The organism is Arthrobacter sp. SD76 (assembly GCF_049726125.1).
GTDB lineage: Bacteria > Actinomycetota > Actinomycetes > Actinomycetales > Micrococcaceae > Arthrobacter > Arthrobacter nitrophenolicus.
In genome coordinates this window covers 1264619-1290785 of the sequence record NZ_JBNBLR010000001.1, presented here as the reverse complement: position 1 = coordinate 1290785, position 26167 = coordinate 1264619, and the positions used below count along the sequence as shown (strand labels likewise).

Annotated in this window: 19 protein-coding genes, 2 tRNA genes and 2 pseudogenes; 8 read left to right on the top strand and 15 right to left on the bottom strand. The window is 67.2% G+C overall.

The window, feature by feature from the left end:
• Window positions 1-123: 123 nt before the first annotated feature.
• The 4 genes from mnmA to ACPEE0_RS06370 form a co-directional block, all read right to left on the bottom strand.
• Window positions 124-1251 carry a tRNA 2-thiouridine(34) synthase MnmA gene (gene mnmA / locus ACPEE0_RS06385; RefSeq protein WP_052014019.1) on the bottom strand — a complete coding sequence of 376 codons (1128 nt, stop codon included), beginning with the start codon at window positions 1249-1251 and terminating at the stop codon, window positions 124-126.
• Window positions 1252-1433: 182 nt separating this feature from the next.
• Window positions 1434-2663, bottom strand: a complete 1230-nt coding sequence (locus tag ACPEE0_RS06380) for a cysteine desulfurase family protein (RefSeq protein WP_133346100.1) — start codon at window positions 2661-2663, stop codon at window positions 1434-1436.
• Between the two features lie 80 nt (window positions 2664-2743).
• Window positions 2744-2965: a hypothetical protein gene (locus tag ACPEE0_RS06375; protein WP_424574162.1), complete on the bottom strand. Its 222-nt coding sequence runs from the start codon at window positions 2963-2965 to the stop codon at window positions 2744-2746.
• 67 nt (window positions 2966-3032) lie between these two features.
• Window positions 3033-3431, bottom strand: coding sequence for a hypothetical protein (locus ACPEE0_RS06370; protein ID WP_424574161.1), 399 nt, complete (start codon window positions 3429-3431; stop codon window positions 3033-3035).
• A gap of 181 nt (window positions 3432-3612) precedes the next feature.
• Here ACPEE0_RS06370 and ACPEE0_RS06365 point away from each other — a divergent pair, with 181 nt between their 5' ends.
• The 4 genes and pseudogenes from ACPEE0_RS06365 to ACPEE0_RS06350 all read left to right on the top strand — a co-directional run bounded on the left by ACPEE0_RS06365 (window position 3613) and on the right by ACPEE0_RS06350 (window position 6745).
• Complete coding sequence (locus tag ACPEE0_RS06365; protein ID WP_009356813.1) at window positions 3613-4560, top strand: J domain-containing protein; 948 nt, start codon at window positions 3613-3615, stop codon at window positions 4558-4560.
• Between the two features lie 37 nt (window positions 4561-4597).
• Window positions 4598-5065, top strand: a complete 468-nt coding sequence (locus tag ACPEE0_RS06360; protein ID WP_009356812.1) for a tRNA (cytidine(34)-2'-O)-methyltransferase — start codon at window positions 4598-4600, stop codon at window positions 5063-5065.
• Window positions 5066-5269: 204 nt separating this feature from the next.
• Window positions 5270-5878 carry a sigma-70 family RNA polymerase sigma factor gene (locus ACPEE0_RS06355; protein WP_009356811.1) on the top strand — a complete coding sequence of 203 codons (609 nt, stop codon included), beginning with the start codon at window positions 5270-5272 and terminating at the stop codon, window positions 5876-5878.
• A 1-nt stretch (window position 5879) separates the two neighbouring features.
• Window positions 5880-6745: pseudogene (locus tag ACPEE0_RS06350) on the top strand (anti-sigma factor domain-containing protein).
• A 69-nt stretch (window positions 6746-6814) separates the two neighbouring features.
• On the opposite strand, the gene ACPEE0_RS06345 reads toward ACPEE0_RS06350, so the two are convergent.
• The 4 genes from ACPEE0_RS06345 to ACPEE0_RS06330 all read right to left on the bottom strand — a co-directional run bounded on the left by ACPEE0_RS06345 (window position 6815) and on the right by ACPEE0_RS06330 (window position 11179).
• Complete coding sequence (locus ACPEE0_RS06345) at window positions 6815-7594, bottom strand: PIG-L deacetylase family protein (RefSeq protein ID WP_407709704.1); 780 nt, start codon at window positions 7592-7594, stop codon at window positions 6815-6817.
• Between the two features lie 4 nt (window positions 7595-7598).
• Entirely contained in the window at window positions 7599-8546 is a 948-nt protein-coding gene (locus ACPEE0_RS06340; RefSeq protein ID WP_354175298.1) for an electron transfer flavoprotein subunit alpha/FixB family protein, read from the bottom strand.
• Window positions 8547-8560: 14 nt separating this feature from the next.
• On the bottom strand, window positions 8561-9352 hold the full coding sequence (locus tag ACPEE0_RS06335; protein WP_009356809.1) for an electron transfer flavoprotein subunit beta/FixA family protein: 792 nt from the start codon (window positions 9350-9352) through the stop codon (window positions 8561-8563).
• A gap of 240 nt (window positions 9353-9592) precedes the next feature.
• Window positions 9593-11179, bottom strand: a complete 1587-nt coding sequence (locus ACPEE0_RS06330; protein WP_009356808.1) for a S1C family serine protease — start codon at window positions 11177-11179, stop codon at window positions 9593-9595.
• Between the two features lie 538 nt (window positions 11180-11717).
• Here ACPEE0_RS06330 and ACPEE0_RS06325 point away from each other — a divergent pair.
• The 3 genes from ACPEE0_RS06325 (at window position 11718) to ACPEE0_RS06315 (ending at window position 15931) form a co-directional block, all read left to right on the top strand.
• The gene (locus ACPEE0_RS06325; RefSeq protein WP_424574160.1) at window positions 11718-13505 is read left to right on the top strand and encodes a TPM domain-containing protein; all 1788 of its coding nucleotides are present in this window, start codon (window positions 11718-11720) and stop codon (window positions 13503-13505) included.
• Between the two features lie 111 nt (window positions 13506-13616).
• Window positions 13617-14408, top strand: a complete 792-nt coding sequence (locus ACPEE0_RS06320) for a PspA/IM30 family protein (protein WP_009357675.1) — start codon at window positions 13617-13619, stop codon at window positions 14406-14408.
• A 95-nt stretch (window positions 14409-14503) separates the two neighbouring features.
• The gene (locus ACPEE0_RS06315) at window positions 14504-15931 is read left to right on the top strand and encodes a cryptochrome/photolyase family protein (RefSeq protein ID WP_424574159.1); all 1428 of its coding nucleotides are present in this window, start codon (window positions 14504-14506) and stop codon (window positions 15929-15931) included.
• Window positions 15932-15937: 6 nt separating this feature from the next.
• Here ACPEE0_RS06315 and ACPEE0_RS06310 read toward each other — a convergent pair whose 3' ends face one another.
• The 5 genes and pseudogenes from ACPEE0_RS06310 to ACPEE0_RS06290 all read right to left on the bottom strand — a co-directional run bounded on the left by ACPEE0_RS06310 (window position 15938) and on the right by ACPEE0_RS06290 (window position 21573).
• Window positions 15938-16873 carry a cytochrome b/b6 domain-containing protein gene (locus ACPEE0_RS06310; protein ID WP_009357677.1) on the bottom strand — a complete coding sequence of 312 codons (936 nt, stop codon included), beginning with the start codon at window positions 16871-16873 and terminating at the stop codon, window positions 15938-15940.
• Window positions 16874-17012: 139 nt separating this feature from the next.
• Window positions 17013-17086 (bottom strand) — tRNA-Met (locus ACPEE0_RS06305).
• Window positions 17087-17207: 121 nt separating this feature from the next.
• A tRNA-Met gene (locus ACPEE0_RS06300) sits at window positions 17208-17281 on the bottom strand.
• 121 nt (window positions 17282-17402) lie between these two features.
• Window positions 17403-20377 (bottom strand): annotated as a pseudogene (locus ACPEE0_RS06295) (UPF0182 family protein).
• 167 nt (window positions 20378-20544) lie between these two features.
• Window positions 20545-21573, bottom strand: coding sequence for a YlbL family protein (locus tag ACPEE0_RS06290; RefSeq protein WP_133346528.1), 1029 nt, complete (start codon window positions 21571-21573; stop codon window positions 20545-20547).
• Between the two features lie 292 nt (window positions 21574-21865).
• On the opposite strand from ACPEE0_RS06290, the gene ACPEE0_RS06285 reads away from it, so the two are divergent.
• The gene (locus ACPEE0_RS06285; RefSeq protein ID WP_009357681.1) at window positions 21866-23317 is read left to right on the top strand and encodes a zinc-dependent metalloprotease; all 1452 of its coding nucleotides are present in this window, start codon (window positions 21866-21868) and stop codon (window positions 23315-23317) included.
• A gap of 27 nt (window positions 23318-23344) precedes the next feature.
• Here ACPEE0_RS06285 and ACPEE0_RS06280 read toward each other — a convergent pair whose 3' ends face one another.
• Complete coding sequence (locus tag ACPEE0_RS06280) at window positions 23345-24013, bottom strand: M48 family metallopeptidase (protein WP_407709711.1); 669 nt, start codon at window positions 24011-24013, stop codon at window positions 23345-23347.
• Window positions 24010-26145 carry an ATP-dependent helicase gene (locus ACPEE0_RS06275; protein WP_354175291.1) on the bottom strand — a complete coding sequence of 712 codons (2136 nt, stop codon included), beginning with the start codon at window positions 26143-26145 and terminating at the stop codon, window positions 24010-24012. The genes ACPEE0_RS06280 and ACPEE0_RS06275 overlap by 4 nt, the downstream gene beginning before the upstream one ends.
• Window positions 26146-26167 lie beyond the last annotated feature (22 nt).

Sequence of the window (26167 nt, the reverse complement as noted above, 5' to 3'; positions counted from 1 at the left end):
TGTGTGAGTCGCGCCACAAAATTTAAGTGCCGGCCCGATCCGCCCCGTCCGGTCCGCAGAAATGTGCTTCCACAACAAAAACGCCGCCCCGGGGACCGGGGCGGCGTTAGTGGGATTCGTGGGCTACAGCACGGCCCGCTGCAGGGACCGGGCGGCGTCGATGGTGGCCTGGCCAAGGACCCGGCTGCCCTGGTAAAGGACAACGGTCTGCCCGGGCGCCACCCCGCGGAGGGGGTCTGCCAGCCGGACCACCAGCTGCCCAGCTGAGTCCCCGGCCGTCTCCATGCGGGCGGCGGCGGGCACCGGGTCGCCGTGGGCACGCACCTGGGCGTAGCAATCGAACTCCTCGCCGGTTTCGACTTCCCGGATGGGCAGGCCCGCCCAGGACACCTTGATGCCGCGGATCTCGTCGATGGCCAGCAATGCCTGGGGGCCGACGACCACCTTGTTCTCCTTGGGCCTGATCTCGAGCACGAAGCGCGGCTTCCCGTCGGCGGCAGGGGTACCCAGTTTCAGGCCCCGGCGCTGGCCGACGGTGAACGCGTTGGCGCCCGGGTGCTCGCCCACCTTGGCTCCGGTCTCGTCGACGATGTCGCCGCGGGTCATCTCGATCTTCTCGGCGAGCCACCCAGCCGTGTCGCCGTCGGGAATGAAGCAGATGTCATGGCTGTCCGGCTTGTTGGCCACCGACAGCCCGCGGCGTTCGGCCTCTGCCCGGACTTCCGCCTTGGACGGTGTATCGGCCAGCGGAAACATGGAGTGCTTGAGCTGTTCGTGGGTCAGGACGCCCAGGACATAGCTTTGGTCCTTCGCCCAGTCCGCGGCGCGGTGCAGTTCGCGGTTTCCGTCGGCGTCCTCGATGACCTTGGCGTAATGGCCGGTGCAGACGGCGTCGAAGCCCAGGGCGATCGCCTTCTCCAGCAACGCCGCGAACTTGATGCGCTCGTTGCAGCGCATGCAGGGGTTGGGAGTGCGGCCGGCAGCGTACTCGTCAATGAAGTCCTGGACCACGTCTTCCTTGAAGCGCTCCGAGAAGTCCCACACGTAGTACGGAATGCCCAGCACGTCGCAGGCCCGCCACGCGTCGCGCGAGTCCTCGATGGTGCAGCAGCCGCGGCTGCCCGTCCGCAGGGTGCCCGGCATCCGTGACAGCGCCAGGTGGACGCCGACGACGTCGTGCCCGGCCTCGACGGCGCGGGCGGCGGCAACGGCGGAGTCAACTCCACCGCTCATGGCTGCTAGAACTCGCATGCTGGCTTTCTGTAGGGGAAGGTTTTTGGCCGGCGCCCGGTGGCGCGGACCGGCTGTGAAAATCGGCTGCCCGGATCGGCTGCGCAAATGGACTGCGCAAATCGACCAGGCAGGCTCCCGGAGACGATCCTTGCCTATCTATTCTACGGCCTCGTGTAAAGTCGTCCGCCGCGGGTGCCGGGTCAGCGGCTGCCCGGCACCTGGCGGGCAATGGTCCCGGCTGTCTGGATCGAGGACTCGTGACCGGCCATACCGGCCTGGCGGGCACGTGCATACGCATCCGGCAGGGCAGCCAGGAGGGCGTCGACATCGGCGTCCGTGGAAGCGTGGCCCAGCGTGAAGCGCTGGGCACCCCGGGCGGTCTCCTCGTCAAGCCCCATGGCCAGCAGGACGTGGGAGGGGCGCGGCACTCCGGCGGTGCACGCGGATCCCGTTGATGACTCCACCCCTGCGAGGTCCAGAAGGAACAACAGTGAGTCACCTTCGCAGCCCGGGAAGGTGAAGTGCGCATTGCCCGGGAGCCGCCCGGCTCCCGGGGCGCCTCGAAGGACGGCTTCCGGAATCCGTTCGAGGACGCCCTCGATCAGGCGGTCCCGCAGGGCAGCGATGCGCGCGGCTTCGTCGGCGGGATTTGCGGTTACCCCGGCAGCGGCAGCGGCGAAGGCGGCTATGGAGGCGGTGTCCAGGGTGCCGGACCGGACGTCGCGTTCCTGGCCGCCGCCGTGCTGGACAGGCGTCAGTTTGACCGCACGGCCGAGCAGGAGGGCACCCACGCCCACCGGTCCCCCGATCTTGTGGCCACTGATGGACATGGCGTCCAGGCCGGAGTCCCTGAAATGCACGGGCAGGGAACCAAACGCCTGCACGGCGTCCGAATGCACCGGAACGCCCGCGGCATGGGCAAGTTCCACCACGCGGTGGACCGGCTGGATGGTACCCACCTCATTGTTGGCCCACATCACGGTCACCAGCGCGACGCCGGCCGGATCACGGGCGAGTTCGGCCTCAAGGAACGGCAGGTCCACCACACCTTCGCCGTCAACGGGCAGCCACGTCACCTCCGCGCCTTCATGGCGCTCCAGCCACTCCACGGTGTCCAGCACTGCATGGTGTTCGACGGCGGAACACAGGATGCGCCGCCGCGCAGGGTCTTCGGCCCGGCGGGCCCAGTAGAGGCCCTTGACGGCAAGGTTGTCCGATTCGGTGCCGCCGGACGTGAAGATCACTTCGGACGGGTGCGCCCCGGCGGCAGCGGCTATTGTTTCCCGGGCGTCCTCCACCGTCCGGCGCGCCCGCCGGCCCGAGCCGTGCAGCGACGACGGGTTGCCGGTGCGGGCCAGTTCGCGGGTCAGGGCAGCCAAAGCCTCAGCGGAAAGCGGGGTGGTTGCGGCATGATCGAGGTAGGCGGGCACCCTGCAATTCTAGCCGTTTCGGGTGCGGCGGCTTCCCGGCAAAACATGCCGGGCAGCATGGCCCACGTTTACCTCGCAGCCTAGTTCGACGGCGGCAGGACCTGGAGCCGGGTGGCCACGTCCGCACGGGCTCCCGCGAGGGAGGGGGCATCGGGACAGGAAACGGAGACGTAGACCGAAGAGCCTGCCGTTGCGAACAGCCGCGCCATGACAGCTGTCGCCCTGCCGCCGGGCGCGGCCTGCTCGAGAAGCAGGACCTCCACCCGGCGCTCCGGTGCTTCCAGATCTTCACCCCACCGCAACGAGTCTGTCTTCAGGTAGCCCGGCAGGACAGTGGGGTCCAGGTACTGGAACAGCGCAACAGTCGATTCACGGTCGTCCGCCCGGGCAAGGGCTTCCTGTTGCCGCGGACCCTGGCAGAACCAGGCAACCGTCCGCCTTCAGGTACTGGCTTTCCCCCGCCACGTTTTCCTTGACGACCTGCCAGCCCGGCGCCTCCCTCAACCCGTCGGAAATCCCGACGGGCACGCCGCGGGCAAGGATGCCGCCGGCGCTGAAGGGCAGGTCCTGCGCGGCCACGGCTTCGGCATCATGCCCCGGGGTGATGGTGGGGGTGGCGGGTACCGTTGGACTCTCCGCGGCTTCCGGTGCGGCGGGATCCCGCACGTCCAGGCTGCACCCGCTGAGCAGGACCGTGACGAGCGCGGCCGCCAGCACCGCCCTCCGCCGGCCGTCTCCGGCAGGCCGTCCCGCCGTCGGTGTTTCCATCTCCACCCACTGCCTTCCCCATCGGCCGCCCGGCCGTGCCCCCGCGAGTCTAGACTGCGGGTACGCGGGAACCTGCGGAACCCGGGCGCTCGTTGTCACATCAGGGCCGGCAGCAATGCTGGCTAAACTGGGCTGGCCCGGCTCCATTCACGGGCCGGTCCACAAGGAAAAGGATGTGTGCTTGAGCGAGCGCAACAGCTCCCACTACCAGGTCCTCCAGGTCGCGGTCACTGCCACTGACAAGGAGATCAAGGTGGCGTACCGCCGTGCCGCCCGCACCGCCCATCCGGACCACGGGGGTGACGCTGCTGCCTTCCGCCGGGTGACTGCCGCCTACGAGACCCTCATCGATCCGCAACGCCGCAAGGCCTATGACCGGTCCTACGCGGCAGGTACTGTCCGCGATACCGCCAACGATGAAGCCCACTTCGACGCCCCTCCAGCGGGCAGCCGCGCGTCAGCCACCGTCCACCGGCCGGGGAGCGCCCGGAACACTGCCGGAGACCCGCCCATCTACGTACCTGCCTACGACGGCGTGACGCCGGGCAGCGTCCCACTCATCCCCCTGGCACAGGCCAGCCAGCAGGTACACGGCATGCCACGCAAGCGCGGCATCTTCGGCGCCGAGGCCCGGATCCAGCGGGAGATGCGCACGGTGCAGCTCCTGACCCGCCAGGTCCTGCCGGCGATTCCGGCCGCCCGGCTTGTCAACGGCCTCCAGTCGCCGGCAGACAACAGCCACATCGACCACGCGGTCCTCTCCGGATACCGGTTGGCCCTGGTCAATTCCATGCTCCTCCCCAAAGGCGCGTATGCCTGGGACGGCAGGACCCTCAATCATGGCGCCCGCACCATAGCCCCACCGCAGCTGGCCCACCTGGTCCGGGCGATGCAGGACATCTTTCCGGAACTGAATGTAACCGGCTGGACCGTGGTCCTCAGTCCCACCGGCAACCTGCACGAGCCCGTCATCGACCACCACCGGCGCCCGTCCGGAGCCCTGGAAACCGTCCAGATCGTCAACGCGGCCGGCATGGTCCGGGGCATCAAGGAGTTCCTGGCCTCCGGACCGGCGCCGAACACCGTCAACGTCCCCGTCCTGGCCCGGCTGCTGCGCGGCATGCACTGAAACGCCATGGCCAGCGGGCTGTCGCTAGGATGGAACCGTGTTCCGCATTCTCTTCCACGCCCCTGAAATCCCCGGCAATACCGGCAACGCCATCCGGCTTGCCGCCATTACGGGGGCTGAACTGCACCTTGTGGAACCGCTGGGCTTCGATTTCTCCGACGCCAAACTCCGCCGCGCCGGCCTCGACTACCATGACCTCGCCGTCGTCACGGTCCACAAGACCCTCGAGGACGCCTGGCAGCACCTGCAGCCGGAACGCGTGTATGCCTTCACGTCGGACGGAACGGCAAGCTACACGGACATCTCCTACCAGCCCGGCGACGTGCTGATGTTCGGCAGGGAATCCGTGGGGCTTCCGGAAGAGCTGAAGAAGGACCCCCACGTCACTGCCACCGTGCGGCTGCCCATGCTGCCTGCCCTGCGCTCGCTCAACCTTGCCAACGCCGCCTCCATCGCCGTCTACGAGGCCTGGCGGCAACAGGGATTTGCGGGCGCGCGCATCTGAAACCCCGGGCGCGCCCCCGGTCCAAAAGATTCTTCTGCACCACCCATCCATTTCCCGTTCTGCCCCGAATGACTCCTGGAAACATTTCCGGCGCTGATCAAGGAGCGGCAGGTGACACTACTGGAAGCAGGCTCTCGGGCTAACCCCACCAGCCGGAGCGGAACTGCTAAGGATTCACCGCCGGGAGACTTATGCTTGGTAGTAATGGAAACTCCCAATGCGCCAAATGCCGAGGCTTCTGCCGCGGTGACAGATCCGCCGGCTGACCTTAGCCACCGCCTTGCGCTTCTCCTGGCGGGCATTGCCCAGGGGGACCAGGCGGCCTTCGCGGAGTTTTACCAGCTGACGTCCCGCAGGGTGTTCGGCATGGCGCGCAGGGTGCTGATCGACCCCGAGCTCAGCGAGGACACCACGCAGGAGGTCTTCCTGCAGGTGTGGCAGAGCGCGGCGAAGTTCGATCCCGCCGCCGGCAGCCCGCTGTCCTGGCTGATGACCATTTCGCACCGGCGCGCGGTGGACAAGGTCAGGTCCTCGCAGTCCTCTACGGACCGCGAGGCGAAGTACGGGGCAAGCACGCAGGACATTGACCATGACACGGTTTCCGATGAAGTAGGCAGCAGGCTCGAGGCCGAAGCGGTGGTCCGCTGCCTGGGAACCCTGACCGAAACACAGCAGGAATCCGTACGCCTGGCCTACTACGGCGGCCTCACCTACCGCGAGGTGGCAGAGCGGCTGAACGCAGCAGTACCAACCATCAAGTCCCGCATCCGCGACGGACTGATCCGACTGAAGACCTGTTTGGGGGTGAGTTGAGATGACAGAAATGAACCAAGGACCTAACGGCCGCTCCGGAGCTTTCGGCGACACCGTTGCCATGGACCTTGCCTCCGGCCGTGCCGTGGACCTTGCAGAACTCTACGCCCTGGACGCCGTGGCGGACCACGAGCGCCAGGCTATTGAGGACTACATCTCGGCCGCCCCGGACGCGGAGCGCCTTGCTTTCCTGGAGCGTGTCCGCCAGGCCCGCGAGACCCTCGCCACGACATTCCGGTTCGAGGAGGAGCCGCCGGCCGACCTCTTCAACCGCATCGTTGCCCAACTGCCTGACGCCACCACCCAGCGGAACGACCGGCAGCCCAACGCCGGAACCATCTCGGCGCCGCCGGCCACGGCTGCGGGAACGGCCGGCGTGGATGAACTCGCCGCCGCACGGCAGCGGCGGGAGGAACGGCGACGGCCCGGTGGAGCGCGCCGCTGGCTTGCCGGGGTTGCGGCTGCCGCAGCCATTGCGCTGGGCGGCGTGGGCGTGGGTTCCTACCTTGCGGACCAGAACGATCCCGTGAACCAGGTGATCCGGGCCGGCGACCTTCGCGAGGCGTCCGTGGACGTGTCCGCAGGCGGCACCGCCACACTGCTCATCTCGGCGTCCGAAGACGCCGCGGTGGTCAAGATGAACGATGTCCCCGCTCCGCCGGAGGGCAAGGTCTACCAGATGTGGCTGATCCCCAAGGACGGCTCGGCCCCCGTCTCGCAGGGCCTGATGGACGAGGACGCGCTGTCCAAGCCGGCCGTTGTCCAGGGCATCTCGTCCGCGTCCGCCCTGGGCATCACGGTGGAACCGGTGGGCGGGTCCCAGTCCCCACCCTGCCCACAGTCGCCGCAGCACCCCTCGGCGCCTAGGACCGAACGACAAAAGGCAAACGCCCCGTCCCCTTCGCTGGAAGGGGACGGGGCGTTTCCTGTTGCAGGCTAGAACCCGGCGATGGTGCCGGGTCCGTTGATGGCCACCACATGGAAGGCTTCCGCGCTGTTGCCCTCAGGGAGTCCCGCGCGGGCCGCATTGGCCCGCATGCCGTGGCGGACGGTTGCTTCCATGGCTTCCACGTCCGGGTGCTGGCTGACGTGGACGTGGATGGCGGCCAGCTTTGCCTCCACCTGGCCGGTGACGTCCACGAAGTGGTTTTCCCGCTCCTCCGGACCGGCGTACAGCCAGAGCCACGGCAGCTTGAAAGCCTCCAGTCCGGATTCGGCAAGTTCCGGGTAGGCGAACGGGTTTTCCAGGGCCGGGTAGACGGCGCGGGTCACCGCTTCGCCCACCGCCAGATGGTCGGGGTGGCTCTTCTGGATGCGCCGCCAGTTCCGCTCGGGGTGCATGGACAGCACGACGTCGGGCCGGATCTTCCGGATCAGCCGCACCACTTCCTTCATCACCTCGTGCGAGGGCTCCAGGTACCCGTCCCGCTGGTGGAGGTAATGGATATCGGTGACACCCACCAGTTTGGCGGCACGGCGCTGCTCCGCGTCCCGCAGGGCGATAATGTCCGCGCGGTGGGCGGGGTCGAAGCCGCCTGCATCGCCGTCGGTCATGATGCAGTAGCTCACCTCGACGCCCGCTGCCGTCCAGGCGGCGATGGTGCCGGCGGCGCCGAAGTCGATGTCGTCAGGGTGCGCCGCAAAACAGAGGACCCGCCCAACCCGGTCCGTGGCCGGGTTGAACGGGCTCTGTGCCTGCTGGTCCAGTGCAGTCAAAGACTCAGCCTTTACGCTTCTTGATCTCCGCGGTGGCCTGCGGCAGCACGTCGAAGACGTCACCGATGATGCCAAAGTCGGCGATTTCGAACACCGGCGACTCTGCGTCCTTGTTGACGGCGACGATGACCTTGGAGGTCTGCATGCCGGCCTTCTGCTGGATGGCACCCGAGATGCCCGCGGAGATGTACAGCTGCGGCGAGACTGTCTTGCCTGTCTGGCCAACCTGCGCATCGTGGCTGATCCAGCCGGCGTCGGTGGCGGCGCGTGACGCCCCCACTGCTGCACCCAGGGCGTCGGCGAGCTCCTCGACTGGTCCGAAGTCGCCGTCCAGGCCGCGTCCGCCGGCCACCACGATTCGGGCGTCGGTGAGGTCCGGCCGGCCGCTGGCGACCTTCTGCTCGCGGGCGGTGATGCGGGCAACCGCTGCCGTTGCGGGCACTTCCACGGTCAGGGATTCCGGTGCGGACGGAGCGGCGGCGGGCTCGGGGGTTACGTTGTTGGCCTTCAGGGTCACAACGGACACAGCGGTCTTTGCCTTGCAGGACGTGTTGTACGAACCGGCCAGGACGGACTTGTGCGCTGTTCCGTCCGCGTCCACGCCCACGGCGTCGGTGATCACGCCGGCGTTCAGGCGGATCCCGACGCGGGCGGCAATCTCCTTGCCCTCGGGTGAGTTGTCCAGCAGGACGACGCCGGCACCCGTTGCCTCAGCGGCGGCTGCCACGTAGGCCGCCTTGGGAGCGACCAGGTAGTCGTTGAGGTCCTGGGCGGAAGGCCGGACCACCGTGCTGACGCCGTATTCGGCGAGCGTTGCCGCGGCAGCGTCAGAGACCTCGCCGTTCACGGCGACAGCGCTTTCCCCCAGGGAACGGGCAAGCGTCAGCAGCTCCAGGCTGCTCTTCTTCAGTTCAGCGCCGGGGTTGTCAAGAAATACGAGTACTTTTGCCATGTCTGTGATCCCTCTTAGAGCAGCTTCTGTGCGGCCAGGAAGTCGACCAGCTTGATGCCGGCGTCGCCTTCGTCAGTGATGATGGTGCCTGCGGTCCGCGGCGGCCGTTCCTCGGCGTTGACCACACTGGTCCAGGAACCGCTGTGTCCCACCTGGGAGGGGTCCACGCCGATGTCCGACAGCGACAGGGTGGTGATGCTCTTGCGCTTGGCGGCAATGATGCCCTTGAAGTTGGGGTAGCGGGGCTCGTTGATCTGGTCCGTGACGGACACGACGGCGGGCAGCGGCGCTTCCACGGTCTCCGAGGAGGTATCCGCATCCCGGCGTGCGGTCAGTCGCCCGCCGGACACCTCAAGTGACGAGGCGAACGTGACCTGCGGCAGGCCGAGGCGTTCCGCCAGCTGTGCCGGCACCAGCGAGGTTTCCCCGTCCGTGGAGGCCATGCCGGTAATGATCAGGTCCGCCTGGCCCACGTGGCGGACTGCAGCGGCCAGCGCCAGGGAGGTTGCAGCGGCATCCGAACCTGCCAAGGCATCGTCGGAAAGGTGGACGCCCTCGGTGGCGCCCATCTGCAGGGTCTTCTTGACGGCGTTGGCCGCGCCCGCCGGGCCCATGGTGAGTGCAATGACCTGGTTGCCGGCCTTGCTTCCGCCGCGCGCCTCGGCCAGCTGCAGTGCCGCCTCCAGCGCGTATTCGTCAAGTTCGGACAGGATGCTCTCATCGCGGTCCGTCGTGAAGCCCTCCCCGTTGAGGTGACGGTCGAACTGGGCGTCCGGTACATGCTTGACCAGGACGATGATCTTCAATGTATCTTCCACTGTAGTGACAGCAGCCTTCCATGCTTGTGGACAGCCAGCCGGGTGAGGTCATGGCCGCGGGATGCCCGGCATACGGGTAGCTCCTAGCTAACCACAAAGGCGCGCCCCTGTGCCCTCTTCCGTTAACGCCTGTGTCAGCACCACCCATCAAGAACGTGCGACGGCGGCGTCCACGCCCAAGGTGGGGACGCCGCCGTCGCACTGCCTGCTGGTCCTGCCTTATGGTGCCTAGCTGGCCGCGGCGCCCAGCGTGACGTCCAGGGCCTGTTCCTGGCCGTTGCGCAGGACCGTGATGCTGACCTTGGACCCGGCGGGCTGTTCGCGGACCGCCGCGGTCAGCTGCTCGGGTTCACCGACGGTGAGGTCGTTGAACCTGGTGATCACGTCGCCCACCTTGATCCCGGCCTTGGCGGCTGCCGAGTCCGGCTCAACGGTGGCCACCTCCGCGCCCACCGAGAATTCGGACGACGTGCTGGAGGCGGCCTTCGGCTTGACACTGACACCCAGCTGCCCGTGGGAAGCCTTGCCGGTGTCGATGATCTCCTGGGCCACCCGCTTGGCGTGGTTGATCGGGATGCTGAAGCCGACGCCGATGTTGCCGCTCGTGGACGAGGCGCTGGAGCCCGCGGAGGCGATGGCCACGTTGACGCCGATGACCTCGCCGCTGGTGTTGACCAGGGCGCCGCCGGAGTTGCCGGGGTTGATGGCCGCGTCTGTCTGGATCACGTTGATGGAAATCTCGCCCTGGTCCGCCGTCTGCTGGCTCTGGCCGCCGCCCGGAGGCGCGAACTGGAAGCCGCCCTCGTCGTCGCCCTCGGCGTTGTCACCCTCTTCGGGGGCTGCTGCGGAGGCCACGCTGATGGTCCTGTTGAGGGTGGAAACAATGCCGTCCGTGACGGTTCCGGTGAGGCCGAGGGGGGAACCGATGGCGATCGCGGTGTCACCCACGTTGAGCTTCCCGGAATCTCCCAGGGTGGCGGGCGTCAGGCCCGAGCCGGCGTCCACCTTAATGACGGCGAGGTCCGAGAGCGGGTCGGTACCCACCAGCTTGGCGGGGATGACCCGGCCGTCACTGGCGCGGACCTCAAGGGCAGCATTCGCAGTCTGGCCGTCGAGGGTGACGACATGCGTGTTGGTCAGGATGTGGCCATCGTCGTCCAGCACGATGCCCGAGCCGGTTCCGCCCGCGCTGCCGCTGGATGCACTGATGGTCACGACGCTCGGGGATGCCTTCACCGCCGCTGCGGTGATCTCGTTCACGGAATCCTGGTTGTTGACGATGACGGTGCCGGGCTGGCTGTTGCTGCCCGCGACCGTCGAGGACCCGGTGTTGCCGAAGAACTCCGCCGACCCGACCGTCGCCACGCCGCCGCCCACCAGGCCGGCAGCGAGGATGCTGGCCACCAGGGTTCCGACGCCGAAACTTGCCTTCCGGCGCGGCGCATCCTTGGGGTTGGGGGTATAGCTCCCGGGCTGCTGTGGGCCGTGCTGCTGGTACTGCTGGCCGGACCACTGGCCTTGGTCGTAGTTTTGCTGCCCATAGAACGGCTGGCGCTGCGGGTAGTCCGGGCGGGACGCGCCGGGAAGCTCCTGGGTGGGGTTCGTGCCGTACTGGCCCAGGTTTTCGGTGGGGTGCTGCGACGGCGGAGTGCCCGGTCCGCCGGCAGCCGGAGCTGTCCCGTTCGCCGCCCCCGCATTGTCCTCATGCCGAGCCTCCGGGCTCCGTTCCTCCTGGCGGGCGGAGTGCTGCTCCCAGGGGTTCTGGCGGCCGGCGCGGCCGTCCGGAGCCGGTCCGGGAGTTTGGTTCTCAGTCATGGGACTTCCTTTCATCCTCGTCTGCATTAACTATGGCCCCCCTTCGCTGGATCAATCTCGGATGTTTGCTGAGAGCTTCCTGAAGGGTCCATGCGGCCCTTCAGGACCGCCCCCTCACCGTTTCGCTGGTGGCATATTCACCCCAATGGACGGGGTGTGGGGTGCACCATAGAATCAAGATGAATTGCCACAGCGACCTGCGGCTTCACACCAAGCGTGGGGGCGCTGCTGGATTCTGAGACGACTGATTCGTCCCGAATCGGTGTCAGGCGTGCTGAAGGGTTGCACATGCGGTCAAAGTTCATACGTACATTCGCCGTGATCGGCCTTGCGGGCCTGTTTTCGGTGCCGGCCGGCGCGGCCTGGGCCGAGGACCCGGTCACCCTGGATCCGGCAACAAAGATTGTGGACTCCGCCGGCGTCCTGGGTCTCAAAAGGGTGAGGTCCAGGACGCCATCAAAAAGCTTGGGGCCGAGCATTCCACCGTGCTCCACGTCGTCACCGTCAAGAGGTTCGAGAACCCCAGTGACCGGGAGGCTTGGACGGATGCAGTGGCGGAAAGGCAGGCCTCGGGTCCAACGCCCTGATTTTCGCGATTGCCACCGAAACCCGCCAGTACACCCTGAACAAGGGCGGCAGCAAGATCACCAATGCCCAGCTCGAAAACATTAAGAGCAAGGCCATCGGTCCGCAACTTGCCAATGACAATTACGCCCAAGCCGCAATCAATGCTGCAGCCGCAATCGGTGATGCAGCAGGCGGCGGAAGCGGCAACGTCCCGGGTGACGGTGCCGGTGCGGCTGTTCTCGTAGGGGCAGGCGTTGTGGCCGCAGGCGGTGCGGGCGCCTACTTGTACTTCCGCAACAAGCGCAGGAAGGCCGCCGGCCAGGCGTCCAGTGCCAGCTATGGGCCCCAGGGCGAGCATGTGGACCCGCTGGCGTCGCTGAGCCTCGAGGAGCTGCGGCGCAAGAGCGGTTCGCTGTTGATCGAGGCCGACGACGCCATCAAGTCCAGCGAGCAGGAGCTCATGTTCGCCCAGGCGCAGTACGGGGACGCCGCCGTCGGGAACTTCACCAAGGCGCTGGATGAAGCCAAGGGCCACATGAGCGAGTCCTTCAAGCTCCAGCAGCAACTGGACGACCATATCCCGGACACCGAGGAGCAGCAGCGCACGTGGTACGGCGAAATCATCCGCCGTTCCGAGGCCGCGTTGGCGTCGCTCCAGGAGCAGAAGGCGGACTTCGATTCCCTGCGCGAGCTTGAGAAGAACGCCCCGCAGGCCCTCGCCACCGTCAACGCCGGAGCGCGCGAGGCCGATGCCAAGATTGCCAGCGCGGAGCAGTCCCTGGCCGGCCTGCGTGAAAAGTATGCCGAAAGTGCCCTGACGCAGGTCGCCGACAACATCCTGCAGGCCAAGGAACGCCTGGCCTTCGTCCAGAATGCCACGGCCACCGCGGAGCAAAAGCTCAGTGAAGGGGAGGGCAGCCTGGCGGCCGTCGCTGTCCGTGCCGCCGAAGAGAGCCTGCACCAGACCAATGTCCTGCTGGACGCAATCTCCAAGGTCTCGTCCAACCTCGACGAGGCACGGAACAGGCTCGAAGCGTCGGTCGTGGACACATCCCAGGACCTCGCCCAGGCCCGGGCCATGATTCAGTCCGGGGCCCACCCCGAACTGGCAGGGCCGGTGGCCGGCGTGGAAGCTGCGCTGGCACAGGTGAAGTCGGAGATCCAGGGCGGCAAGATCGATCCGATCGCCACGCTCCAGCGCGTGGAAACAGCCCACCAGTCCCTGGACCAGGCCCTGACCGGCATCCGGGACCAGCAGGAACAGTCCCGCCGTGCGCAGGCCTCGCTCCAGCAGACCATCATGTCCGCACAGGCCCAGATCAGCGCCACCTCGGACTACATCACGGCCCGCCGCGGCGGCGTGGGGACAGAGGCCCGGACCCGGCTGGCCGAGTCGCAGCGCAATCTGGACTACGCCCTCTCCATCTCGCGGACCGATCCCGTCACGGCCCTGACCTACGCCCAGCAGGCCCACGCCCTGGCGGCGCAGGCAGCCCAGCTGGCACAGGCGGACGTGGACCACTTCGGCGGCTACGCCAACCAGGGCTACGGCCGGGGCGGCATGTTCGGCGGAGGCGGAGGCGGCGGCCTGGGCGGCGCCATCCTGGGCGGCATCCTGATCAACTCCATCCTCAACGGCGGAGGTGGCGCCGGCTGGGGCGGCGGCCACAGCGACGGCGGCGGCTGGGGCGGCGGAGACTTCGGCGGCGGCGACATGGGCGGCTGGGGCGGCGACTCCGGCGGCGGAGGCGACTTCTAGTACCGGCACGGACCTTGGCGCCTGCCGGACACCCCGGCAGGCGCCCGGAAGCAGTACACCACTGTTTACGGATTTCAGTGGCCATCACAGAGCAGGACGAAAGGTAACACCATGGTTAAGCAGTCCATTTTCGGCCGTATCGCGCAGTTGGCAAAGGCGAACATCAACTCCTTGCTGGACAACGCTGAGGATCCGCAGAAGATGCTGGACCAGATGGTCCGGGACTACACCAACAACATCGCCGAGGCCGAGTCCGCCGTCGCCCAGACCATCGGCAACCTCCGGATGCTCGAAGACGACTACAACGAGGACATCAAGAACGCCCGTGACTGGGGCAACAAGGCCCTGGCTGCCTCACGCAAGGCCGATGAGTTCAGGGCCAGCGGCGACGCTGTTGACGCCGAGAAGTTCGACAACCTCGCCAAGGTGGCCCTGCAGCGCCAGATCGCGGCCGAGAACGAAGCCAAGGGTGCGGAGCCGGCCATCATGTCGCAGCGCGAAGTGGTGGACAAGCTCAAGACCGGCCTGGAACAGATGAAGGGCAAACTCAACCAGCTCACCAGCAAGCGCAACGAACTGGTGGCCCGGTCCAAGACCGCCGCTGCCCAGTCGCAGGTCCATGACGCGATCAAGAGCATCGACATCATGGACCCCACCAGCGAGGTGGGCCGGTTCGAAGAAAAGATCCGCCGCGAGGAAGCCAAGGTCCGTGGCCAGCAGGAACTCGCTGCTTCCAGCCTGGACGCCCAGTTCAACCAGCTTGAGGACCTCGGGGAACAGGTTGAAATCGAGGCCCGTCTGGCAGCCTTGAAGTCGGGTGGCGCCAAGCCCGCGCTCGGTTCCGGAAACAATTCAGCCGCGGCCTCCTCCACCGTGGAAGAGGCGGACTTCGACAAGCTCTGACAGACACCGGAAAGCACGCCGTCCGGTAGTGCGGAATAGGGCCAGGACCATACAGTCCTGGCCCTATTCCGTGCCCCGGTGTGTAGCGTGGTGGCATGGCTTCTTCCGACGAGACATCCCTGGTCTGGCTGCGCGATGATCTGCGGCTGGATGACAACCCGGCCCTGGCCGAGGCCGCCGGCCTGGGCCTGCCGATGACAGTGCTGTACATCCTGGACGAGGAGAGCGAGGGCATCCGTCCCCTGGGCGGCGCTGCCCGCTGGTGGCTGCACCATTCCCTCGCCGCCCTCGCCGCGGATCTTGAGTCCAAAGGATCGCGCCTGGTGCTGCGCCGCGGAAAGTCAGATGCCATCGTCCGGAAACTTGCCGGGCAGACGAAGGCCGGCCACATCTTCTGGAACCGCCGGTACAGCCAGCCGGAGCGCACCATCGACGCAGGCCTCAAGGACTGGGCAGGCGAAAACGGCATCCACGCCTCCAGTTTCCAGGCCAACCTCTTATTCGAGCCCTGGACCATCCGCACCGGGGCCGGCGGGCCGTACAAGGTCTACTCGCCGTTCTGGCGGGCCTGCATGGCCTCCGCCGACATCAGGGACCCCCTCGACGCTCCCGCCGCACTGCCGGAACCTGCCGCCTCCGGACCCGGCGTTCCCACGAGCGACACACTGGCCAGCTGGAAGCTGCTCCCCACCTCCCCCGACTGGAGCACGGGGCTCGCCGAAACCTGGGAGCCCGGCGAGAAGGGGGCAGCGGACCGCCTGGCGGACTTCCTGGACGGACCGGTCGAGGACTACGGCACCGGCAGGAATATCCCCGGCACGGAGGGAACCAGCCGGCTCTCGCCGCACCTGCGCTTCGGCGAGGTCAGCCCGTTCCGCGTCTGGCGCGAGATCCGCCGCCGCCATTCCGGAAAAATTCCGGCCGACGTCGGGATCTTCCGTTCAGAGCTCGGCTGGCGGGAATTCAACTGGCACCTGCTGTACCACAACCCGGATCTGGCCACCCGCAACTTCCGGCCCGCATTCGACAACTTCCAGTGGGGCCGGGTGAGCCGCAGCGAACTAGCCGCGTGGCAGCAGGGGAAAACCGGCTATCCGCTGGTGGACGCCGGGATGCGGCAGCTCTGGCAGACAGGCTGGATGCACAACCGCGTACGGATGGCAGCCGCATCTTTCCTGGTGAAGAACCTCCTCACCGACTGGCGCATCGGGGAGGAATGGTTCTGGGACACCCTGGTGGACGCCGATGCCGCCAACAACCCCGCCAACTGGCAGTGGGTGGCCGGATCGGGTGCGGACGCCTCCCCCTATTACCGGATCTTCAATCCGGTCACGCAGAGCAAGAAGTTCGACGCGGATGGCAGCTACCTGCGCGCCTTCATTCCCGAGCTCCAGGGCCTCGAAGGCAAGCAGATCCACGAGCCTTGGACGGGGGGAGCGGACGGCTATCCTGCCCCGCTGGTCGATCTGGCGGAGTCCCGGGAACGGGCCCTGGACGCCTACCAGAAGCTCAAGGACGAATAACGCAGGTTAGCGGTTGCTGACCTTGCCCATCAGCGAAGCAATGGGCCGCAGGAAAAGCGGGCGTGCCAGGAACCAGGCGGCAACCATGACCGCCACCGAGGCGACGAACACCCAGAAACCGAACCAGCCGTCGTCGTCCCGGACGCCGTACATGTGGTTCAGGTTCCGCAGCGCACCCGTGGCCAGCACCAGGAAGACGTGGACCACGATGAAGGCAACGAAGTAGATCATCACCGGGAAGTGCACCGCACGGGCCCATTCGATGGGGTAGGCCTTGTTGAGCCCTGCCGCCTTTTTGGGCCAGGCGGAGGACATCCGCAGGCCCGTGATAAAGGCCAGCGGCGCCGCGATGAACACGGTGATGAAGTAGGTCAGGAGCTGGAGGGCGTTGTAGTTGATCCAGCCGTTTTCCGTGGGCCAGTCCAGTGACGCGTACTGCAGCGCCGCCGAGAGGGCGTTCGGGAACACGTCCCAGCTGGTGGGGACGATCCGCATCCACTGTCCGGTGGCGAACAGCAGCACCGCGAACACCACGCCGTTGAGGATCCACAGGGCGTCCAGCGTCAGGTGGAACCACAGCTCCAGGCTGATCTTGGTGGGGGCGTTCCGGGTCTTGATCAGGCCTTTGTTGTTGCGGGTCCAGTACCCGCTTGGACGGGTGGTGGTGCGCACCTGCCAGCCGGTGCGGATGATCAGCAGCAGGAAGAAGGCGTTGAGGAAATGCTGCCACGCCAGCCAGGCGGGAAAGCCGACCGGGGCATTCTCCGGAAGTTCCGAGTGGCCGGGATAGTCCGCCACGAAGGAGGCGACGGCAGGAAGCCCCATCAGCCCCTTGGCGGCCAGGACCACCAGGACAAGCGCGGCGAGGACAGCCGGCACGCCCCAGTAGAGGCGGGTCCGCTTGCCCGCGGCGGTGCCGGGCTTCTTCGTGGGTGTGGACATCGAGCAACATTCCTCTCGAGAATGACTGGCCAACTGCTCACTGCTGTGAGGCTCTGCGAAAGAGAATACTAGGAACTACCCGTGATGAAGGAAAAAGAAGACCCCGGCCGGCTGGTCTGCCGGTCGGGTCTCTCCATAGTTGCGGGGACAGGATTTGAACCTGTGACCTCTGGGTTATGAGCCCAGCGAGCTACCGAACTGCTCCACCCCGCGTCGCTGAATCAACACTACCCTATTTTCGCGCCTCCATTTACCAGCCCGGTTTGCGCACCTGGCGGCCGGCTTAAAGCAAGAAGGTCCGGACACTGTTTCCAGTGTCCGGACCTTCCGTCAGTTGCGGGGACAGGATTTGAACCTGTGACCTCTGGGTTATGAGCCCAGCGAGCTACCGAACTGCTCCACCCCGCGTCGCAAGAACTACTTTACCGGGAGGTGAACAGGCAGCCAAATCGAGGCGGCGTGATCTCCGTTACGCCGGCCCGGCACCTCCGCCCGCAAGGGGCAGGAAGGCCGGGCCGGCGTCGTCGGGCTAGTTGCTGGGCGAAGGCGACGGCGACGCTTCAGGCGTTGCCGTCGAGGCCGGGGCGGGCGTGGCCTCGGGGGCCGCGACCGGGATCTTGGCCTCGGCATCCACAGCCTTCTGGAGCGCTGCCGCGATCCGCTTCTGCGCCTCGCCGTAGGCCGCGAAGTCGCCCGCTGCCAGCGCAGCCTGGCCGGCCTGGATCGCGGCGTTGGCCTCATCCAGCGCCGCCTTCAGCTCGGCTTTGGCGTCCGCTCCCCCGGGAGCAGCCGGTGCTGCCGGATCGGCCGGTGTCTGGCCGTTGTTGTCCGAGTCGCCGGCGGCGGCGCCGGAATCACCACCGAAGAGTTGCTTCAGCGCCTCGTCCAGGGTCGGAGCGAAGCCGACCTTGTCACCGAACGCCACCAGCACGCGCTGCAGCGTCGGGTAGGACGTCTCACCGGTGGACTTGAGGTAGACCGGCTGCACGTACAGGATGCCGCCACCCACGGGCAGGGTCAGCAGGTTGCCGTTCAGGACGTCCGAGGCACCCTGGCGCAGCAGGTTCAGGGCCTGCGACACGGTGGGGTCGGAGTTGAACTTGTTCTGCGCCTGGCCGGGGCCGGGCACCTGGATTTCCGGCGGGATCTGCAGCAGCCTGAGCTTGCCGTAGCTTTCCGCCTTGACGCCTGCCTGGTTGCCGGCGTCGGAGTCCGCCGCCAGGAAGCCATAGAGGACGTTGCGGGCGTTTCCGTTGACGATCTGCGGAATGAAGGAGGAGGTCAGCTGGAAGGCGGGCTTCTCCTGGTCCGGCATCTGCAGGGACATGTAGAACGGAGGCTGCTTCACCTCGGTGCTGGAGTCCACAGTGGGATCGTTTGGCACGCTCCAGACGTCCTTGGTCTGGTAGAACGTGGACGGGTTGGTCACGTGGTATTCACCGAGGAGCTGGCGCTGGACCTTGAACAGGTCCTCCGGGTACCGGACGTGGCTCATGACGTCGCCGGACATTTCCGAGTACGGCTTCAGCGAGGTGGGGAACACCTTCTGCCATGCCTTCAGCAGCGGATCCTTGTCATCCCACGCGTACAGGGTGACGGAACCGTCGTACGCATCCACCGTGGCCTTCACCGAGTTGCGGATGTAGTTGACCGTGCTGTTCGGCAGTGCAACGGCACGGCCGGACGTCGTCTGGGAGTCCGCGGTGGCGTCCGAGAGCTGTTCCTGCTGCGAGTACGGGTAGTACTGGCTGGTGGTGTAGCCGTCCACGATCCACTTGACGCGGCCATCGACCACTGCGGGGTAGGCGTTGCCGTCAACCGTCAGGTAGGGGCCACCTTCTCGACCCGTTCACGAGGGTTGCGGTCGTAGAGGATCTGCGATTCCGGGTTGACGCCGTCGGAGAGCAGCAGGTCGGAGGACTGGAACTTGATCGCGTACAGCACCTTGTTGAAGAAGCTGCCCACGTTGGGCCCGCCGTTGCCCTCGAACGTGTACTGGGTCTCGCCTTCGCCGGACGGCCGGTCCTGCTCACGCGGCTGCGCACCATCCGGGGCACCCACGATGGAGTAGTCGGGCGAGTACTCACCGAAGTAGATGCGCGGCTCGTAGGAGGAGTCGTCGCCCAGGACGCCGGTTGACGGGATGCCCGACTGCAGGAACTCCGGCTTTCCGTCCACCGTGAATTTGTTGCCCTTGGCCGCCACCACGCCGTAGCCGTGGGTGTAGACAACGTGCTGGTTCAGCCAGCCCTGCTGGTTGGTGGAGACGTTGGTGGGGTTGAGCTCACGGACGGCGATCACGGTGTCCTGGATCTGACCGTCCACCTCGTAGCGGTCAACGTTCAGCGATTCCGGGAACCGGTAGTAGGGCCGGTACTGCTCAAGCTGCGCGAAGGCGTCCGAAATCAGGTTCGGGTCCAGGAGCCGGATATTGGCGGTGGTCTGGGCATCCGGCGCGAGGGCGCCGGTAGTGGCCGTGTTGGTGGCGTCATAGCGGCTGACCTGGATGGCATCAAGGCCGTATGCCCTGCGGGTGTTGTCGATGTTGCGCTGGATGAATTCCTTTTCCAGCGTTTCCTCCGAAGGCCGCACCTGGAACTGCTGGATGACCCAGGGGTAGACGCCCCCGGCCAGGATGGAGGTGATGATCAGCATCGCCGTACCGATGACGGGCAGTCGCCAGCGTCCGATGACCGCAGCGACGACGAAGAGGATGGCCACCAGCACCGCGGCGACGGCCAGGATGGCCTTGGTGGGAATGACGGCGTTGACGTCGGTGTAGAGGGCACCCGCCCACCGCCCGTTGTTGCTCTGCACGGCCGAGTAGCGGTCCAGCCAGAAGTTCACGCCCAGCAGCACCAGGAATGCGGCACCGGTGACGGCGATGTGGATCTGGGCCGCCCGGCTGGTGAAAACTCCGCGTTCCATCAGGCGGATGCTGCCGTACAGGTAGTGCGTGAGGATGCCCGCGATGCCGGCGATGACCACCACGCTGATCAGGAAGCCGGTGACGAAGCCGAGGAAGGGCAGCACCATCAGGTAGAAGCTGATGTCCAGGTTGAACTGCGGATCGGTCTGGCCGAAGCCCTCCTGGTTGAAGAACAGCAGGACCTTCTGCCACTGGCTCGCGGCGGCGCTGCCGGCGAAGAGGCCGAAGAGAACGGGCAGGCCCACCATCACCACCCGGCGGACGGGTTCCAGCTGCGCCTGGTAGCGGTTGAGGTTGTCCCGGATGTCGGAGTCCGGAGCGTATACCGGCCTGGCGTGGTAGGCGATGCGGATGGCGAAGAATACCGCCGCGAACATGATGGCGAAGCCGGCCGCGAAGATGGCGATCCGGACGAGGTTCTCCGTGACGAAGACTTCAATGAACCCCAGCTGCTGGTACCAGAGGACGTCGGTCCAGACGTTCGCGAAGAAAATGAAGCCCACAACCACGAGGGCAACAACAATCAGGGTGGGCGTCAGTGCGCCGCGCCGGGAAGGGGGTCTGCCTGTGGACATGGTGCTGGCGGGACGGGACAAACTGGGTACCTCATAGCTGGTCGTCAGATATTTGGAGCGTGCGAGCGGGCGGTGGACTCCGCCGGCCAACGGCTGGTTTTGTCCGCCATATATTTGCCACGAGTGGCGGTAAAGCTTAGTTCCTCTTGAGTCTAGTTGCGCCCAGTCTAGTTGTTTGTGCAGGTGGGCAGGCCGGATGTGTCCTGGCCGCTGGCAGCACGTTCGACGGCGGCCCTCGCCTCCGCGAGGGTCTCCACCCGCACCACCTGCAGCCCGTCGGGGATGTTCCCGACGACCTCCCCGCAGTTGGCGGCTGGTGCAAGGAACAGCGTGGCTCCCCCGGCCCGGGCCCCGTGCAGCTTCTGCTCGATGCCGCCGATTGGCCCCACCGCGCCGTCCGGGGTGATGGTGCCGGTCCCGGCCACATGCTTCCCGCCGGTCAGGTCCCCGGGAGTGACCGTGTCGATGATGCCCAGTGAGAACATCAGCCCTGCCGAGGGGCCGCCCACCTTCTCGAGGGAAATCTCGACGTCGAACGGGAAGGTGAACAGGTACTTGAGCATGACGCCGAGGATGAACCTGCCCTCACTGTTGCGCTTCGGCGTGATCGTTTCAGTGACCTGCTGCCCGTCCCGTTCCACGACGACGGCGGCAGGGGCGCCGTTTCCGGCCGCCAGTTCCTCCTGGACGACGGACAGCGCGGTGATGTCCTTGCCGTTGATGGTCTTGAGGATGTCCCCGGCCTGGATCTTTCCGGCAGAGGCGGAGTCCTCGGAAAGCCCCGCCGCCTGGAGCTGCTGGCCGTACGGGATGTCCAGCTCATTGAGCGCGGAGGCCACCGCGTTCTCCTGCGACGTGGTCATGGCCACGGCGCTTTGTTCCTCGGCTTCCTGCCTGGTGGTGCCGGTGGGGTAGATCAGCTCGACAGGCTGGACCGCGTGGGTGGGATCGAGCCATGCCGAAAATGCACGGATGATGCTGACAGGACCGTTGGGGCCGCCGTCGACGTAGACGGTGGTGAGGTCGAGGTTGCCTGCCGCGGGATACGATTCACGGCCGGTCACCTTGATGACCGGCGTGCCTTGGCTCTGTCCCAGGGTGTTGTACGTGGGCCCCGGCGTCTCGATAACGTAGGGCACCGGAAGCGTGGCGACGCCGATGCCAAGGCCCAGCGCGGCCATCCCCGCCAGCATCATGGCGGACACCCTTGGGTGCCGGGGTGCCGCGCCCGCCCCGAAAGGTTCAGGGCCGCCGTCGTCCGCTGCGCCGCCGTCCTTCTCCCACTGGAAGGCGTCCTGCTGGAGGTCTGGGGCGTGGTCCTCGGAGGGGTGGCTGCCACGGGTTGTCGTCACCCTCCCAACACTACGCGGTGGCGGCCGGGTACAGCTCTTTGCCTACAGCGAACGGTACCGGAGCGCGGCAGACAGCCGGGGACAGCCGGGGTACCGTGAAGGTTGATTAACAGTCACACCGACGATCGGCGGGATCATGACCTCCAATCCACTTAATCCGTCCAACGGCGACGACACCCCCAAGGACCCGTTGACCGAAATGCTGCAGAACCTCATGGGCGGCAAGGGGATGGAGAACTTCGACCCCGCCGAGCTGGCCAAGGCTGCCGGGCTGCCCAATGACCCCAACCTGCTGGCCCAGATGTTCTCCCAGGTCCAGGCCATGATGAGTGCCCCGTCCGAGGGGCCCGTGAACTGGACGCTCGCACACGACAACGCCCGCCGGGTGGCCGCAAGCAGCTCCGACCCGTCGGTGACGTCCCAGCAGTCCCGCGATGTTGACGAAGCCCTGCGCCTGGCGGAGCTGTGGCTGGATCCCGTCACGGACCTGCCCGCCACCGGCCTGATCGGCCACGCCTGGTCGCGGGCGGAGTGGGTCGAGGCGACGCTTGGCACCTGGAAGCGGCTGACGGAGCCGGTGGCCAACAGCATCGCCAACGCGCTCTCCACCGCCATGACAGAACAGATGCCCGAGGAAATGAAGGCCATGATGGGCGGGGCCTCGTCCATGCTCCAGAACATGGGCGGAGCCATCTTCGGCATGCAGCTGGGCCAGGCAATCGGCGCCCTCTCCGCGGACGTGGTCAGCTCCACCGATATCGGCGTGCCCCTGGTCGACCTTGAGATGGCGCTCCTGCCTGCGAATGTTGCCGCCTTCGGTGAGGGCCTGTCCCTCCCCGAGAACGACATCCGGCTCTTCCTCGCAGTGCGCGAGGCCGCCCATGCCCGCCTCTTTGTCCAGGTTCCCTGGCTGCGCGGGCACCTGCTCGGCGCCATCGAGGCGTACGCCCGGGGCATCCACATCGACACGTCCCGCATCGAGGAACTGGCACGGGACCTCGATCCCAGCAACCCGGAAGGCATCCAGGAGGCCCTGTCCCAGGGCGTCTTCATGCCGCAGCGCACCCCTGCCCAGGAGCAGGCCCTGGAGAAGTTGGAAACAGCGCTCGCCCTCGTGGAGGGGTGGGTGGACGAACTGACTGCCGCCGCGACCGAGAAGATGCTGCCCTCCGCTTCGGCATTGCGGGAGACCGTGCGCCGACGCCGCGCCACCGGTGGTCCGGCCGAGCACGCCTTCGCCTCGCTGGTGGGGCTGGAACTGCGCCCGCGCCGGCTGCGTGACGCCGCCACCCTGTGGGCCACCCTGAAGGAAGAGCGCGGCATCGAAGGGCGCGACGCCATCTGGCACCACCCGGACCTGCTGCCCACGGCCGAGGACCTGGACGATCCCAAGGGCTTCAGCGGCCGGCGCAAACTGGCCGAGGCCAGCGACAGCGAAGTGGACGATGCCCTGCAGAAACTGCTCAACGGCGGTTTCGACACCCCGGCGCCGGACGCCGGCAAGGGAGAAGCAGCGGGCGGGGAAGAACCGGCCGGCGATAAAGAAACCAAGGACGACGACGGAGGCGACACCCAGCCGAAAGGCTGAGTTCCTTCGTGGCCGGGTGGGCCGCTGCTAGTCGGCGTCCCCCGGCCAGCCGTCCTGCTCCGGCCAGCCCTCCGGCTCCAGCCCTCCGCTGCCACCAGCTCCCCCGGCGGCGGCCAGGCCGCGGGCGGTGGCAAACGAAACGCCTTCCAGGAATGCCTTGGCGCGCTGGGTTTCCGGGTATGCCTCAAGCAGCTTCCAGAACGCTGCATTGTGCCCGGCCACCAGCAGATGGGCAAGCTCGTGCAGCAGGACATAGTCGATGACCCACTGCGGCATGGGACGGAGTTTGTCCGAGAGCCGGATGGTTCCGTCCGCGGGTGTTGCTGAACCCCACCGCGAGTTCTGGTTGCTCACCCACCTTACGGACGTTGGGACGGCGCGCCCGCCCAGGTAGCGTCCCGAGAGGTGGGTGGCGTGGGCGGCAAGTGCGGCGTCCGAGGCGGGTCGCCTCCGGCCGGAAGCCGCGCGGCGCTCCCCCTGCCGCTGCAGCTTGGCCAGCATGCGCCGGACCCACTCGGACTCCTGGGCTGCCGTGAACCGGGCCGGAATGGCGACGACGGCTGTCCCGTTCTCCCAGAAAGCCGCCACGGTGCGGGTACGGCGGGCGGAACGGCGTACCTCCACCGGCGCGCCCTCCGCGGTGGTGGTCAGGGGCGCAACTGCCCGCCGGCTCCCTGCCGCGGCTCCGGGGCTCACAGGGCGGTGCTTTCGGCCAGGACCCGGAGCACGTCTTCCCCGTATTTCTCCAGCTTCGAAGGGCCCACCCCGGCAAGTCCGGCCAGTTCCTCCAGCGACGCCGGGCGGGCCTCGGCGATGGCTGTCAGGGTGGCGTCGGTGAAGACCACGAAGGCGGGGATGTCCGCGGACACTGCCACTGACCGGCGCCAGTTCCGGAGGGCGTCGAAGGTCTGTTCCTCGTAGCCCGGCGGGCAGGCGTTGCAGCGTCCCACCTTGCGCTCGGCGCCGGTGGCAAGCATGCTTCCGCACACCCTGCAGACAGCGGGAGCGGCTGCCTTCCGGCGGGGAGCCGGACCCTTTCCGCGGGTGCTCGAGCTCGCCACCGATGCGGGCCGGAGCCCGTCAAGGAACCTGGACGGCTTGCGGTTGGCGCGGCCGCCGGGCGTCCTGGCCGTACTCCAGGACAGAGCAAGATGTTCGCGGGCGCGGGTGATCCCGACGTAGAGGAGCCGGCGCTCCTCGTCCACGGATTCCGGCGAGTCGGCGAAGGAGATGGGCATCAGGCCCTCGCTGAGCCCCACGAGGAACACGGCATCCCATTCCAGGCCCTTGGCGGCGTGGAGGGATGCCAGCGTCACCCCCTGGACTGTGGGCGCGTGCTGGGCCAGCGAGCGTTCCTGGAGTTCATTGACGAAGTCCACCAGGCCGAACTGCGGTCCCCGGTTCTGGACGAGTTCGTCGGCCAGCGCCACCAGCGCCGCCAGCGATTCCCAGCGCTCCCGGAGCGCGCCGCCGCTGTGTGGCGCGGAGTCTGTGTAGCCGAGGGAGGCGACGATGTCCCGGACCAGCTGCCCCAGCGGCTCCGGCGCATCGGCTTCGCTGGCTGCCCTGGTGGCAGCCCGGAGCTGGAGGATGGCGTCACGGACTTCCTTGCGCGCGAAGAACCGCTCGCCGCCGCGGAGCTGGTAGCCGATGCCGGCGGCGGCCAGCGCCTGCTCGTAGGCCTCGGACTGGCCGTTGGTCCGGAACAGGATGGCCACCTCGCTGGCGGGAGTGCCGGCGTCGATGAGGGCCTTGATCTTCTGCGCCACGGTGGCGGCCTCGGCTTCGTCGTCAGCGCATTCCGTGAACGTGGGCACCGGGCCTGCCGGCCGCTGCGCCACGAGCTGCAGGGGCGTAGCCCATGCGGCATCCGCTGCCGGTCCCCCGCTGCGCCGCGCCGCGAGGAGGTCGTTGGCCAGCTTCACCACCTGCGGGGTGGAGCGGTAGTCCCTGATCAGTTTGACCACACTGGCCTGGGGATAGCGCGCCTTGAAGTCCAGGAGATGCCGGGGCGATGCGCCCGTGAAGGAGTAGATGGTCTGGCTGGCGTCACCCACGACGCACAGTTCGTCGCGCCCGCCCAGCCACAGATCCAGGAGCCGCTGCTGCAGCGGTGACACGTCCTGGTACTCGTCAACCACGAAATGCCGGTACTGCTCCCGGACGGTGGCGGCAACCCGCTCGTCTTCCTGCAGGATCCCGACCGTGATCAGCAGGACGTCCTCGAAATCAATGACGTTGCGGTCGGTCTTGACATCCTCGTAGGCCTGGAAGACCCGGGCCACAGCCGTGAGGTCAAAGCCGCCCGGTGTACCCCTCCCCTGGGCGTTCTCCAGGTAGTTGGCAGGAGTCAGCATGGACACCTTGGCCCATTCGATTTCCGACGCCAGGTCGCGGATGGAGGCCCTGTCCGTGCTCAGCCGTAACCGCCGGGCCGCCTCCGCGAGCATCTGGGCCTTGTGGTCCAGGAGGTTGGGAAGCGAGCCGCCAACGGCCTGCGGCCAGAAGAACTGGAGCTGGCGCAGGGCGGCGGCGTGGAAGGTGCGGGCCTGGACGTTGCCCGCTCCAAGGTCCCGGAGCCTGCTGCGCATCTCGGCCGCGGCCCGGGCAGTGAAGGTGACGGCCAGCAGCCGCTGCGGGGTATACACGCCCGAGTGGACGCCGTAGGCGATGCGGTGGGTGATGGCCCGGGTCTTTCCCGTCCCGGCGCCGGCGAGCACGCACAGGGGCCCGTTGAGGGTGCTCGCAACCTCGCGCTGTTCAGCGTCCAGCCCGCCAAGGATCCGGTCCTCAAGCGATGCCGCCCCGTCAAAAATTTCTGTAGTCACTTCTGCTGCTTTTGTGTCTCGA